The sequence below is a fragment of the Salinibacterium sp. VpJ6 genome, assembly GCF_059767345.1.
Map to the genome: position 1 here is coordinate 182,591 of NZ_JBSOQL010000004.1, position 12,415 is coordinate 195,005.

15 protein-coding genes are annotated in these 12,415 nt (G+C 62.5%); 10 read left to right on the plus strand and 5 right to left on the minus strand.

The window, feature by feature from the left end:
- Positions 1 to 70: 70 nt before the first annotated feature.
- The 3 genes from ACWTV1_RS12880 to ACWTV1_RS12890 form a co-directional block, all read right to left on the minus strand.
- Positions 71 to 169 (minus strand): 30S ribosomal protein bS22, encoded by a 99-nt coding sequence (locus tag ACWTV1_RS12880; protein WP_003792170.1) that lies wholly within the window; start codon positions 167 to 169, stop codon positions 71 to 73.
- A gap of 138 nt (positions 170 to 307) precedes the next feature.
- On the minus strand, positions 308 to 502 hold the full coding sequence (locus ACWTV1_RS12885; RefSeq protein WP_100389376.1) for a helix-turn-helix domain-containing protein: 195 nt from the start codon (positions 500 to 502) through the stop codon (positions 308 to 310).
- Positions 503 to 670: 168 nt separating this feature from the next.
- A complete protein-coding gene (locus tag ACWTV1_RS12890; protein ID WP_100389375.1) occupies positions 671 to 1,153 on the minus strand; it encodes an ArsR/SmtB family transcription factor in 483 nt (160 codons plus the stop codon).
- Between the two features lie 65 nt (positions 1,154 to 1,218).
- Between ACWTV1_RS12890 and ACWTV1_RS12895 the strand changes: the two genes are divergently transcribed.
- From ACWTV1_RS12895 to ACWTV1_RS12920, 6 genes are all read left to right on the plus strand, one after another.
- Positions 1,219 to 2,658, plus strand: a complete 1,440-nt coding sequence (locus tag ACWTV1_RS12895) for a TrkH family potassium uptake protein (protein WP_100389374.1) — start codon at positions 1,219 to 1,221, stop codon at positions 2,656 to 2,658.
- Positions 2,651 to 3,322 carry a potassium channel family protein gene (locus tag ACWTV1_RS12900; protein WP_100389373.1) on the plus strand — a complete coding sequence of 224 codons (672 nt, stop codon included), beginning with the start codon at positions 2,651 to 2,653 and terminating at the stop codon, positions 3,320 to 3,322. Before ACWTV1_RS12895 ends, ACWTV1_RS12900 begins: the two co-directional genes overlap by 8 nt.
- Before the next feature lie 50 nt (positions 3,323 to 3,372).
- On the plus strand, positions 3,373 to 4,587 hold the full coding sequence (locus ACWTV1_RS12905; RefSeq protein ID WP_498505635.1) for an ROK family transcriptional regulator: 1,215 nt from the start codon (positions 3,373 to 3,375) through the stop codon (positions 4,585 to 4,587).
- Complete coding sequence (locus tag ACWTV1_RS12910; RefSeq protein WP_498505636.1) at positions 4,584 to 5,660, plus strand: ABC transporter substrate-binding protein; 1,077 nt, start codon at positions 4,584 to 4,586, stop codon at positions 5,658 to 5,660. Before ACWTV1_RS12905 ends, ACWTV1_RS12910 begins: the two co-directional genes overlap by 4 nt.
- An 85-nt stretch (positions 5,661 to 5,745) precedes the next feature.
- Positions 5,746 to 6,570 (plus strand): ATP-binding cassette domain-containing protein, encoded by an 825-nt coding sequence (locus ACWTV1_RS12915; RefSeq protein WP_100389370.1) that lies wholly within the window; start codon positions 5,746 to 5,748, stop codon positions 6,568 to 6,570.
- Positions 6,567 to 7,814 carry a sugar ABC transporter permease gene (locus ACWTV1_RS12920; protein ID WP_498505637.1) on the plus strand — a complete coding sequence of 416 codons (1,248 nt, stop codon included), beginning with the start codon at positions 6,567 to 6,569 and terminating at the stop codon, positions 7,812 to 7,814. Before ACWTV1_RS12915 ends, ACWTV1_RS12920 begins: the two co-directional genes overlap by 4 nt.
- A 43-nt stretch (positions 7,815 to 7,857) precedes the next feature.
- Here the strand turns inward: ACWTV1_RS12920 and proC are convergent, their stop codons facing one another.
- The gene (gene proC, locus ACWTV1_RS12925; protein ID WP_498505638.1) at positions 7,858 to 8,685 is read right to left on the minus strand and encodes a pyrroline-5-carboxylate reductase; all 828 of its coding nucleotides are present in this window, start codon (positions 8,683 to 8,685) and stop codon (positions 7,858 to 7,860) included.
- 23 nt (positions 8,686 to 8,708) lie between these two features.
- Between proC and ACWTV1_RS12930 the strand changes: the two genes are divergently transcribed.
- The gene (locus ACWTV1_RS12930; RefSeq protein WP_341620690.1) at positions 8,709 to 9,671 is read left to right on the plus strand and encodes a cation diffusion facilitator family transporter; all 963 of its coding nucleotides are present in this window, start codon (positions 8,709 to 8,711) and stop codon (positions 9,669 to 9,671) included.
- 15 nt (positions 9,672 to 9,686) lie between these two features.
- Positions 9,687 to 10,070 carry a hypothetical protein gene (locus tag ACWTV1_RS12935; RefSeq protein ID WP_498505639.1) on the plus strand — a complete coding sequence of 128 codons (384 nt, stop codon included), beginning with the start codon at positions 9,687 to 9,689 and terminating at the stop codon, positions 10,068 to 10,070.
- Positions 10,071 to 10,127: 57 nt separating this feature from the next.
- On the opposite strand, the gene ACWTV1_RS12940 is transcribed toward ACWTV1_RS12935, so the two are convergent.
- A complete protein-coding gene (locus ACWTV1_RS12940) occupies positions 10,128 to 10,580 on the minus strand; it encodes a nucleoside deaminase (protein ID WP_486175929.1) in 453 nt (150 codons plus the stop codon).
- A gap of 43 nt (positions 10,581 to 10,623) precedes the next feature.
- Between ACWTV1_RS12940 and upp the strand changes: the two genes are divergently transcribed.
- Together upp and ACWTV1_RS12950 are read left to right on the plus strand one after the other, a co-directional pair.
- The gene (gene upp, locus ACWTV1_RS12945; RefSeq protein ID WP_100389364.1) at positions 10,624 to 11,256 is read left to right on the plus strand and encodes a uracil phosphoribosyltransferase; all 633 of its coding nucleotides are present in this window, start codon (positions 10,624 to 10,626) and stop codon (positions 11,254 to 11,256) included.
- Positions 11,257 to 11,589: 333 nt separating this feature from the next.
- Positions 11,590 to 12,384: a winged helix-turn-helix domain-containing protein gene (locus ACWTV1_RS12950; protein ID WP_100389363.1), complete on the plus strand. Its 795-nt coding sequence runs from the start codon at positions 11,590 to 11,592 to the stop codon at positions 12,382 to 12,384.
- The last annotated feature ends 31 nt before the right edge of the window (positions 12,385 to 12,415 follow it).

Below are 12,415 nucleotides of genomic sequence, written 5' to 3' on the forward strand. Positions count from 1 at the left end.
GTTCAGATGAACGCTCGGGTGTTTGAGCTGTGACCGTCTAGAAAGACGGTCACCTAGTCATTGGGACTAGTTACTTCTTGTTGCGACGCTGGTGGCGAGTCTTACGAAGCAGCTTGCGGTGCTTCTTCTTTGCCATACGCTTGCGACGCTTTTTGATGACTGAACCCATAGGAACCTCACTGATTTCTGAACGAACCGACCCGGTCCGATTCAGAACCGCGGAAAGACATACCGGAAGAGTTTACCGCACCGGGCGGGTTTTAAAGTCTCGGTGAACTGGGAACCAACCCAGAGCGAACGTTTGCCGCTAACCGACCTCAGAAATTGGGGGTGCAACAGCAGTTGCTACAGCCGATTCCGGGATGCGGAACGAGCGACCGAAGCGAACGGCAGGCAGTTCACCAGAGTGAACGAGTCGATACACGGTCATGTTTGAAACACGCATCATGTCCGCCACCTCAGCGACGGTGAGAAAGCGCATCTCAGAAAGATCCCGCGACATCGGACCAGCCCCTTTGGTTTGGCTACCGCGCGATTTTCACCAACTGCGCAGCGCCCTCAATAACTAAACGACGCACCCAGCATGTGACTGGAGTGCTAATCGGTAAGAATAGAGGCTGGTGTGACTCGCTGTCCACCCCTAATAACGCCTACGCGGCGCGCCTGAGGGCTAATCCTTGCCGAAGATGCGAGAGCGCACGGTGCCCGGGAGGTGCTTGGCGGCCTCCGTGACATCGTGCAGCGCGGAGCGAGCTTGGTGCGTGCGCTCGGCGACACGACGACCGAAGTTGTCTCCGACATCCGCCCCCGACCAGGCAGCGAACGCGCCGGTCGATTCGCGAAGCTCGTCGTCGAAGTCGTCGTGGAAGTCCGCGCTCAAGAACGGGATCAACCAGTCTTCGACCTCTTCGAGAGGAGACGAGTCGAGGCGGTAATAGCGGTGCTGGCCGTCTTCACGCACCGACACCAACCCGTGGTCGCGCAGCACCTTCAGATGCTTGGATACGGTCGGTTGGCTCAAATCGAGCTTCTCGACAATCTCACTTACGCTGAGCTCGCCACTCGGAGATTCCGAGGCGATGTACTGCTCAAGCAGTACCGTCAAAAGGCTACGCCGGGTTGAATCGGCTACTACGTCAAAGATGTCGGCCATGAGAGACAGGGTACCGGGGCTTGCTGAGGAGTACCATTGCCTCCTGTGCGTGGGGAGATAATTAGATGAGTTCTTGGGCACCCATGCGTGCACACCCTCGTGAACGCAGCCTCCTTGCTCGCATTCGCGATGTGATCGATCGTTTCGCCGCTGCCACTCCCGCGCGTTTCGCGATCGCCATCTTCTCCGCACTCGTTGTCGTTCTGACCACACTGCTCGTACTGCCTATCTCGGCTCGCGACGGTCAAGCCACTCCCCTCGTTGACGCCTTGTTTACCGCTGTCTCTGCCATTTGTGTCACCGGGCTCACGACCGTCGACATGGCAACGCACTGGTCCGCCTTCGGAAATACGGCGATTCTGATCGGCCTGCAGGTGGGCGGTATCGGCGTCCTCACCCTCGCGAGCATGCTGGGCCTTGTGGTCTCACGCCGGCTCGGCTTGCGCCAGCGCCTCATCGCCGCGAGCGACACCAACCCCTCGCGCATCCACGTCGGCCCCGTCTCCGAGTCTCAAGCCATCCGCCTCGGCGAGATTGGCGGGCTGCTCGCGACCGTCGCCATCAGCGCTCTCGCGATCGAGTTCGTTCTCGCTCTCGTGATCATCCCCCGCTTGCTGGTCGAAGGGTTCGACGTGTGGCCCGCCATCTGGCAGGGCTTCTACTTCGCCGCATCCGCCTTCACCAACACCGGCTTCGTTCCTGCAGCAAGCGGCATGGAAGCATTCGCTCAAGACCCGTGGATGCTCGGCGCGATCGGAACGGGCGTGTTCCTCGGCAGCCTCGGCTTTCCGGTGATCTTCGCGGTAGTTCGTAACCTCAAGGACGGCGCGCGTCTCTCGGTTCACGCTCGCCTCACCCTCTTCACCACGGTGTTATTGATCTTTATCGGGGCACTGGCCGTGCTGGTGCTCGAGTGGAACAACACCAACACCATCGGTGGGCAGAGTCTGATTTCTAGGCCCCTGACATCCACTTTCTTGTCAACCATGACGCGCTCGGGTGGATTCTCGACGATCGACATCGATGAACTCAACGGGTCGACTCTGCTCGTTTTCGACATGCTGATGTTCGTCGGGGGCGGTTCTGCCTCGACCGCCGGCGGGATCAAAGTCACGACCCTGGCCGTGCTGTTCTTGGCCGCGCTGGCAGAAGCGCGCGGTGACAACGACATGCACGCCTTCGAGCGCCGCATCCCGACCGACGTGCTTCGCTTGGCCGTCAGCGTGACGCTGTGGGGAGCAACGATTGTCGCGGTGTCGACGATCGCGATTCTGCAAATCACGAAAGAGCCGCTCGACAGGGTGCTCTTTGACGTCATTTCAGCCTTTGCCACCTGTGGGCTCTCTACCGGCCTTACCGAGTCGCTGCCCGATAGTGGCAAGTACATCCTTGCCGCCACAATGTGGGCCGGACGAGTGGGAACAGTTACTCTGGCGGCAGCCCTTGCGGCCAGTCAGCGCCGTCAATTGTTCACGAGAGCAGAAGAGAGGCCCATCGTTGGTTGACAAGATTCCGCACAATGCGCCGGTCCTAGTGATCGGACTCGGCCGCTTCGGAGCGGCAACCGCCGGTCAGCTGCAGCGCCTCGACCGCGAAGTTCTCGCCGTCGATGCCGACCTCAGCCTCGTGCAGAAGTGGTCGGAGCGCGTCACTCACGCCGTGCAGACCGACGCCCGCAGCCTGGATGCTCTTCAGCAGATCGGCGCGCAAGACTTCTCCATCGCGGTGGTCGCCGTCGGCTCCTCGATCGAAGCAAGCGTGCTCATCACCGCGAACCTCGTTGACCTCAAGATTCCCCAGATTTGGGCCAAGGCCATTAGCCGTTCGCACGGCAAGATCTTGAACCGCATCGGCGCCAACCACGTGATCTACCCCGAAGCCGAAGCCGGCGAGCGCGTAGCCCACTTGGTATCGGGCCGGATGATCGACTTCATCGAGTTCGATGATGACTTCGCCATCGTGAAGATGTATCCCCCGAAGCCCATCCGCGGCCTGCCGTTGAGCGAGTCGCAAGTGCGCCGCAAGTACGGCATCACCGTGGTCGGCGTGAAGTCTCCGGGCAAGGAATTCACCTACGCAACGCCCGAGACCGTGATCTCCAACCACGACCTCGTGATCGTCAGCGGCAATTCCGAAGACATCGAAAAGTTTGCGACTCTCGCAACCTAGCCCCGTTCGTGGACTGATCTGCGGCCGCCCGCTACCTGTATCTTGATTCCGTGAGCAAAAAACGGGCGACCCCGGGGTCGCAGACTTCGCTCCGCGAAGCTAACCGCGCTCGCATCATCGACGCGGTGAAGCACCATGGTGGCCTCACGCAGATCGAACTGGCCGGTGTCACCGGGCTCTCCCCCGCCACCGTCTCCAACATTGTGAAAGAGCTCGTCACTGCTGGCGTGCTCGCCACAACAATGAGCACGCGCAGCGGTCGACGCGCCCATCAAGTCACTCTCGCTCGCGCACTCGGCCTTGTAGTTGGCGTGCATTTCTCCGAGCGCCACATGCGTGTAGCGCTGTCGGACGTCGCCCACACGGTTGTCGCCGAACATCACATGCCGCTCGCGAAAGACCATCGCGCCGACAACGAACTCAACCGTGCTGCCCAGCTCATCACCGACATGCTCGAGTCTGTCGATGCCACCCATGACGAGATTCTGGCGGTGGGACTCGCGATGCCCGCTCCGGTGGATGCCGCGACGGGCATAATCTCGCGCACCGGAATCATGCGCGGCTGGGACGGTGTTCCGGTCGCGGAATCACTCGGCATCCGCCTGAACAGCCCGGTGTACGTCGACAACAACGCCAATCTGGGGGCGCTGGCCGAGTTTCGCTCGGGTGCCCTGCGCGGCAAGCCCAACTCGCTCTATGTGAGCATCGACGACGGTATCGGTGCCGGCCTCATCCTCAACGGTGCAGTATTCCGTGGCCATCACGGCGCAGCCGGTGAATTTGGGCACATGGTGCTCGATGAAGACGGCGCCCTGTGCCGGTGTGGCAATCGCGGATGCCTCGAAACTCTCGCCGGCGGTCAAGCCATCGTCGAGTCGGTGCGCACGGGCCGTCGCGGTCTCAAGCTGCACGATGTTGTGGTGCGGGCAATCGCCGGGGATAGCGCGTGCATCCGAGCCATTGCCGATGCGGGACGCCACCTCGGCATCGCCGCGGGCAATCTCAGTAACGTCTTCGACCCCGAGCGCATTGCGGTCGGCGGCGAACTCTCGCAGGCGGGCGAGCTCCTACTCGGCCCCATGCGCCACGCGATGGAACGCTCGGTGATCGTGGGTTCGGGGCAGGCCGCCGACCTCGTTCAGAGCCAACTCGGGCCGCGCAGCGAACTGCTGGGCTCAATTGCGTTCGCGATTGACCAACTCTCCATCGGATCCGGAACCACTCTCTCGGCAGACACCTCGGACTCGGACTCGGACGACTCATGATCCGCACCCGCTCGCGCCTGCTGCGCGTGATTGCCTCCGCCGTGCTCGTGATGCTCGCCCTGAGCGGCTGCGGGCTCGTGATGCCAAGCACTGGCTCAGATGGGTCGCGCACGATTGCCCTGTTGCTGCCCGAATCGAAGACGGCGCGCTACGAGGCGTACGATCGCCCGTTCTTTGAGGCGAAGGTGGCCGAACTGTGCCCCGAGTGCGACGTGATTTACGCCAACGCCGACCAGGACCCGGCCAAGCAACAGCAACAGGCAGAATCGGCTTTTGCTCAGGGCATTAGCGTGCTCGTGCTCGACCCCGTCGACTCCTCGGCAGCAGTGACAATCGTGGCCACCGCTCAGTCGTACAAGGTTCCCGTGATCTCATACGACCGCCTGATCGGCAGCCCCGAGCTTGCCTTCTGGGTGTCCTTCGATAACGAAAAAGTCGGCGCGCTGCAGGGCAAAGCCCTCGTCGAACGCCTCGCCGACCAGGGCCTGTCGTCGGGCAACATCGTGATGATCAACGGTTCCCCCACCGACAACAACTCACGACTCTTCAAGCGCGGCGCCCACAACGTGATTGACGGCAGCGCCTTCACCGTCGTGGCCGAGTTCGACACCCCCGACTGGAGCCCCGACAAAGCCCAAGAGTGGATGGCGAGCCAAGTCACGCAGTACGGCGACAGCCTGGTGGGGGTCTACGCCGCCAACGACGCCACGGCCGGCGGAGCGATCGCAGCGCTCAAAGCGGGCGGAGTGACCCCGCTGCCTCCCGTCACGGGCCAGGATGCCGAACTCACCGCGATTCAGCGCATCGTGAGCGGCGACCAGTACATGACCATCTACAAGGACCTCAAGCGTGAAGCCGAGATTGCAGCCACCCACGCGGTTGCTCTACTCAACGGCGAACAGTTGATCGGTCAGAGCCCTGAGACCAACGGCATCCCGACCACGTTGCTGACGCCCGTGATCGTGACAATCGACAACATCATGGAGACCGTAGTTGCAGACGGTTTTTACACGGTCGAGCAAATTTGCACGGCGGAGTATGCCGCTGCGTGTGCGGCGGCGGGGATTCAATGATGATCCACGGCAGCGCCAGTGAACACTCGCCCACACGCACATCCACCCCGACGCCCACGCATGAACTCAAGGAAGAGAGCATCTTATGACCGAGGTCACCCCGGCCAGTTCAGACGATGAACCGATCCTGTCGCTGCGCGGAATCAGTAAGCAGTTCGGTGCCATCAACGCCCTGAATGACGTGTCGCTCGACATCTACCCCGGCGAGGTTGTTGCGATCGTGGGCGACAATGGTGCGGGAAAGTCGACGCTCGTGAAGGTACTGGCGGGCGTGCATCCGGCCAGCTCGGGCACTATTACGTACCGCGGCGACGAAGTGTCGCTGGCGAACCCCACCGACGCCCGCGACCTCGGTATCGCCACGGTGTTTCAAGACTTAGCGCTCTGCGACAACCTCGACGTTGTCTCCAACCTGTTCTTGGGGCGCGAGTTGGGCCGCAGTGCTCTCGATGAAGTTGAGATGGAACAGCAGACGTGGGCGCTGCTCCGTCAGTTGTCCGCCAAGATTCCATCGGTGCGCACTCCCGTCGCGGGCCTCTCGGGCGGCCAGCGGCAGACCGTTGCCATTGCGCGCTCGCTCATCGGTAACCCGTCGATTGTGGTGTTGGATGAGCCCACCGCCGCCCTGGGCGTTGCGCAGACTGCTGAGGTGCTGAACCTTATTGAGCACCTCCGCGAGCGCGGTCACGGCATTGTGCTCGTGAGCCACAACATGGCGGATGTGCAGGCTGTCGCCGACCGCGTGGTCGTGCTGCGACTCGGTCGCAACAACGGCGACTTCGCCGTCGCCGACGTGACCTACGAAGACATCATCGCGGCGATCACCGGTGCCACCGACAACGCTGTGAGCCGGCGGGCCGGGATGACCGGGGCGACGTTTACTCGCGTGAAGGAGGGACTCAGCTCATGAGCACTTCTGAGAACCGCCCGCCAACGAACAACACGCCTGCCGTTTACCTTCCGCCCGCTACGGGAATCGCCGAGTCTTGGGCGGCGTTCCGCTCGCGGGTGCGCGGTGGCGACCTCGGGGCGATTCCCGTCGTGGTCGGCCTCGCCCTCATCTGGACGATCTTCCAGATTCTGAACCCGACCTTTTTGTCGAGCGCCAACCTCGTGAACCTCGCCATGCAGTCCGCCGCCCTGGGCACGATTGCCCTCGGCGTCGTGCTCGTTCTCCTGCTCGCCCAGATCGACCTCTCGGTTGGCTCGCTCTCCGGCCTCGCCGCCGCGATTCTCGCTGTCACCTTCACCCAACTGGGCTGGCCGCTCATCGCGGCCATCGCTGCAGCGCTCGCCGCTGGCGCGATCTTCGGATGGTTTTATGGCTTCTTACTGACGCGCTTCGGCGTTCCGAGTTTCGTCATCACTCTCGCCGGTCTTCTCGGCGTTCTCGGCCTGCAGCTCTGGGTACTGGGCAAGCTCGGCTCGATCAACATCCCGTTCGACTCCTGGATCGTGCAATTCGCCCAGCTCATGTTCTTGCCCGCGTGGCTCTCGTACGTGCTCGCCGGAGTCGCGACGCTCGCCTACGTGGGCGCCCATCTCTCGCTCGCGAATCGTCGCAGCCGCGCGGGGCTGTTGCCCGAGTCACGAACCGCGATCCTGCTCCGCGGCGCCCTGATGATCGTCGCCCTACTCTTCGGAGCGTGGTACCTCAACACCGATCGCGGCATCGGGCTCATGTTCCTGCTCTTCATCGTGCTCGTGATCGGGATGGACTTCGCGCTCAAGCGCACGCGCTGGGGGCGCTCCATCTACGCGGTCGGCGGCAACGTCGAAGCAGCCCGGCGTGCCGGCATCCGCGTTGATCGGGTGTATATTTCCGTCTTCATGGTCAGCGCGACGCTCGCCGCACTCGGCGGCATTTTGGCGGCATCACGCCTGGCCGCCGCCAACCAGAGCAGTGGTGGCGGAGACACTAACCTCACCGCCATCGCGGCAGCCGTCATCGGCGGTGCCAGCCTCTTCGGCGGTCGCGGAAGTGCGTGGTCGGCCCTGCTGGGAATCGTCGTCATTCAATCGATCTCAAGCGGCCTCACGCTACTCAGCCTCGACTCCTCGGTGCGCTACATGGTCACGGGAGCAGTGTTGCTGCTCGCCGTGATCATCGACTCGATGTCACGACGCTCGCGCGCCCTGCACGGCCGCTTTTAAACGCACCCGTGCCCGCTCGCGGTCGCTTGTGGAAGTAGCTGCGCTAGCCCGCAGCGAGCTCCTTGGCGCGAGCCAGCGCCGCAGCGGTAGCGCGGTCGAAGATCGCCTTGAGGTCGGCGGCCTGCAGTTGCTCCACGGCGCGCTCGGTTGTTCCCTTCGGACTCGTAACCTGCTTACGGAGTTGCGCCGGAGAGCTGTCGGATGACGCCAGTAGAGCAAGAGAACCCTCGAACGTTCCCGCCACCAACGTCAGTGCCTGCTCGGGCGTGAACCCCATGTCTTCGGCGGTGCGAGCAAACTCTTCGAGAATCAAGAACACGTAGGCGGGGCCGGATCCCGAGATGGTGCTGAGCGCATCAATCTGAGATTCGGGAGTTTCGATGACAGTGCCGACTGTCTCGAACACGGCGCGACCAATCGCGAGGTCGTCTTCGGTGGCGCGCGACCCAGCGCTCACCCCCGTCACGGCCTTACCGACGATGGCGGGAGTGTTGGGCATAGCCCGCAACACGACGTTGTCGACGATGGCTTCCATCCGCGCCGTCGTGACACCAGCGGCAACGCTGATGACGATCGCATCGGGTTCCAAGAACGGCTTGAGGTCGGCGAGAGTGTCAGGGATCATCGCGGGCTTTACGCCCAGCATGACGACCTTGGCGCCCTTCACGGCGCGAGCATTGCCATCCGGAGTATTCTCCAAGGCAAATGATTCGACACCGTCAGAGCGCACCGCGGCAGCCTTCGCTTCCGTGCGGTTCGTGACGCGGATGCCCCCACTGACGGTCACTGAAGGGTCAAGTAAACCCGACAGGATGGCGCCTCCCATTGATCCGGCGCCGACAATTGCAATGTTAGGAAGGGAAGTAGTCACGTGAACATCCTAGGATTGATCGCATGAGCGCGTCAGGCGGAACCAAAGCAATCCTCGCGGCGATGGCGGCGAACGGCGGAATTGCCGTGACCAAATTCATTGCCTTCTTGATTTCGGGGTCCAGTTCGATGCTCGCGGAGAGCGTGCACTCCGTTGCAGACACAAGCAATCAGGCCCTCCTGCTGCTCGGTGGCAAGCAAGCGAAGAAGCATGCGGATGCCGAGCATCCGTTCGGTTACGGCCGCGAGCGCTACGTCTACGCGTTTGTCGTTTCGATCATCCTGTTCTCGGTCGGTGGCGTGTTTTCGCTCTACGAGGGCATTCACAAGCTGCAAGATCCCCACCCGCTTGAGCAAGCTTGGCTGCCGATCACCGTGCTGCTCATCGCGATTGTGCTTGAAGGCTTCTCGCTGCGCACTGCTGTCAAGGAATCGAACCTTGTTCGGGGTAAGCAGAGCTGGATCGCGTTTGTGCGTCACGCTAAAGCACCTGAGCTTCCCGTAGTGCTACTCGAAGACGTTGCCGCTGAAATCGGTCTCGTGCTCGCCCTCTTCGGCGTCGGTCTCACGGTCATTACGGGCGACTCAACCTGGGATGCCATCGGCACGATCGCCATCGGTATTCTGCTGATCATCGTCGCGATCATTCTCGGCATCGAGACCAAGAGCTTGCTCGTCGGCGAAGGTGCGACGGTGAAGCAGCGCAACACTATCCGCGACGCCATCAACGCGCACCCCGACGTTCGCTCGCTCATCCACATGAAGACGCTCTACCTCGGCCCCGAAGAGCTCATGGTCGCCGCCAAGGTCGACTTCGGCGCTCAGACCCGGCTGGTGGATGTTGCTGCCAGCATTGATAGCGTGGAGAAAGAGATCCGCGAGGCCGAGCCCATGGCCCGCGTTATTTACATCGAACCCGACGTCTACCGTCGCCCGCCCGAAGCCGCTCCGCCCACGGACACCATCGTCATCGTGGGCAACGACTAAGAAAGATCACCTTCCATGGAAACCCTTGACCTCGTTCGGTCCCTGCTGCTCATTACCCACATCCTCGGACTCGCGCTGATTCTGGGATCGTTCTTCTTGCAGATGCGTCGCAAGAAGAGCTTCGAGTTCGGCACCATGCTGATCGGTGCAATCACTCAGCTCGTCACGGGGCTCGCCCTCGTCGGCGTTCTGCAGGCCGGCGACGCCGACGTGAACAACGCGAAGATTGCGGTGAAGACGGCCTTTGCCGTTGTTGTCCTTGCCGCCGTATTGGTTGCTCGAGCGCGTCAGGCCAAGGCGCTGGCAAACGGCGGCAACGAGAAGGCGGCGCTACCGTTCCTGCACCTCGCAGGCATGGGCGCGCTCATCAACGTATTCGTTGCGGTGCTCTGGCACTAGGCAACTAGCAACTAGCGCCTCGCACGCCCCGCGAGCGGGCGGGCGGGCGGGCGGGCGCTAGCGGCGGGCCTCGAAAAAGTCCGTCAGCAGCGCAGCACATTCAGCCTCTTGGATGCCCGCCACAACCTCGACCTTGTGCGGAAGCCGGCGGTCACGCAGCAAATCATTAACGCTGCCTGATGCGCCGGCTTTTTCGTCCCACGCCCCAAACACCACGCGCGGGATGCGGGCCTGCAGAATCGCGCCAGCACACATCGTGCACGGCTCCAGTGTGACCACGAGAGTCATGGAGTCGAGCCGCCACGAACCGGTGGCCGCGGCAGCTGCCCGGATCGCCACGACCTCGGCGTGCGCCGTGGGGTCGCCCGTGAGCTCCCGCTCGTTGCGCCCGATGGAGACGAGATTGTCGTTCTGATCAAAGACCAGAGCAGCCACCGGAACGTCGGCAGAATCGGCCGTGAGCGTGGCCTCAGCGATGGCCCGCGTCATCCAATGATCGAACTTTGTCACGATCGGTTCTCCAAGTGGTCCGTACCTCAAGTAGATTTAGCCTATGCGAGTTCACGTTGCCGACCACCCGCTCATCACGCACAAGCTCACCGTGCTGCGCGACAAGAACACCGCCGCCCCGACTTTCCGGGCGCTAACGGAAGAGCTCGTCACGCTTTTGGCGTACGAAGCCACCCGTTCAGTGCGCGTTGAAGAGGTCGACATTGAGACGCCCGTCACGGCGACGAAGGGTGTGGCCATCAGCTCGCCCAAGCCGCTCGTCGTGCCGATTCTTCGTGCCGGTCTCGGAATGCTCGAAGGAATGGTCAAGCTCGTTCCCACTGCCGAAGTTGGATTCTTGGGCATGGTGCGCAACGAAGAAACCCTGCAGCCCGACACCTACGCCGAGCGTCTGCCCGACGACCTCTCGAACCGCCAGTGCTTCGTACTCGACCCCATGCTCGCTACCGGTGGCTCGCTCATCGCGGCTATTCAGTACCTGCTCGACCGCGGTGCTACCGACGTCACGGCTGTCTGCATCCTCGGCGCCCCCGAAGGCCTTGCTGCGCTCGAGAAGGCCATGGGCGACCAAGATGTCACGATCGTGCTCGGCGCACTTGATGAGCGCCTCAACGAGAACGGCTACATCGTTCCCGGTCTCGGCGACGCCGGCGACCGCCTGTACGGCCTCGTCTAGCCGCACATTTTTCGCGCGCGTAACTTGACAGACGCGCGCTGCATGAAACATAGTTGCAGTCATGACCGTACACACTCGCGACCTGACCGCCCCCGTGGCTTCCAGGACCGCTGGCGCACTGCTTTCGAGCACCGTGCCGGCACGCGCGATGCTGTGTTGTCGAATGTGTGCCTAGTAGGCCAACCTTGAGCCGGGCGTTCTCACCAGAATGAATGCCCCCAGATTTTCGTCCTCATAACGGCGACTTTCTGACTTGACACACCTGTTTTATCTCGAAGGATCACACCCTCATCATCAGAGGCCCTTCACCCTTATCCAAGGATTTCTGGACCCATGTCAATTGCAACAATCGAACGTACCCCTCGCACCTCTTTCGCTCCCGCGGCTCCCGCTCACAGCGCACCGCACGCAGCACCGCGCACCACGCGCGAACTGTCGCTCGCTGTGCAGCCTGCGCGGGACACCCGCCCAGCCGCAGCACCGGCTCCGGCCGCACCGACCGAAGCGCCGCACCTGCGCGCTGTTCCCCAGGGAACTGAAGCCCGCGGCTTTGTGCTTTACGTAGGCATCGACGAGCTCAAGGCCGCCGCTGCTGGCACCGACCTGAGCGCGATTGTGGAGCAGCTCAAGCAGCTCACGCAGCAGCTCGTGCCGAACTCCGAAACTCACGCCGCCGTGGCCCTCGCCCCCGTCGGCGCTGGTGGACGCGATGTTGACGTCGTGCGCCTCGCCCTGCAGGATCCTTCTGCTCTCGCCAAGCACCGGCAGGTCGAAGAGCCCGAGGAGAAGCCCGCGAGCGGCGTAGTCGTTGACCTCTCCCGCAAGCGCGTGCTCATCGATGACTCCCCCGCAGCCCTTACCTACAAAGAGTTCGAGTTGCTGCAGTTCCTTATCCTGCGCGAATCGCAGACCATCGACCGCGCCCAGCTCATTGCGACGCTCTGGTCGGCCGAAGATGACGAGGCTCCCAACGAGCGCACCATCGACGTTCACATCCGTCGCCTGCGTTCCAAGCTCGGAGCGTACGAAGATGTTGTTCGTACTGTTCGTGGCATTGGCTACCGCTACGACCGTCATCCGGATGTCTCGGTACGCTTCGCCTCGACGCCCAGCCCGGACTTCATCTAGGGCGCACGCGTTCACCCCGCTGGAGGCGCTT

Bases quoted from the DNA above. Each gene is read 5' to 3' on its own strand.
- ACWTV1_RS12920 (WP_498505637.1), top strand. From the start codon at position 6,567: ATGAGCACTTCTGAGAACCGCCCGCCAACGAACAACACGCCTGCCGTT.
- ACWTV1_RS12890 (WP_100389375.1), bottom strand. From the start codon at position 1,153: ATGGCCGACATCTTTGACGTAGTAGCCGATTCAACCCGGCGTAGCCTT.
- ACWTV1_RS12930 (WP_341620690.1), top strand. From the start codon at position 8,709: ATGAGCGCGTCAGGCGGAACCAAAGCAATCCTCGCGGCGATGGCGGCG.
- ACWTV1_RS12935 (WP_498505639.1), top strand. From the start codon at position 9,687: ATGGAAACCCTTGACCTCGTTCGGTCCCTGCTGCTCATTACCCACATC.
- ACWTV1_RS12880 (WP_003792170.1), bottom strand. From the start codon at position 169: ATGGGTTCAGTCATCAAAAAGCGTCGCAAGCGTATGGCAAAGAAGAAG.
- upp (WP_100389364.1), top strand. From the start codon at position 10,624: ATGCGAGTTCACGTTGCCGACCACCCGCTCATCACGCACAAGCTCACC.
- ACWTV1_RS12895 (WP_100389374.1), top strand. From the start codon at position 1,219: ATGAGTTCTTGGGCACCCATGCGTGCACACCCTCGTGAACGCAGCCTC.
- ACWTV1_RS12910 (WP_498505636.1), top strand. From the start codon at position 4,584: ATGATCCGCACCCGCTCGCGCCTGCTGCGCGTGATTGCCTCCGCCGTG.
- ACWTV1_RS12950 (WP_100389363.1), top strand. From the start codon at position 11,590: ATGTCAATTGCAACAATCGAACGTACCCCTCGCACCTCTTTCGCTCCC.
- ACWTV1_RS12885 (WP_100389376.1), bottom strand. From the start codon at position 502: ATGTCGCGGGATCTTTCTGAGATGCGCTTTCTCACCGTCGCTGAGGTG.
- ACWTV1_RS12915 (WP_100389370.1), top strand. From the start codon at position 5,746: ATGACCGAGGTCACCCCGGCCAGTTCAGACGATGAACCGATCCTGTCG.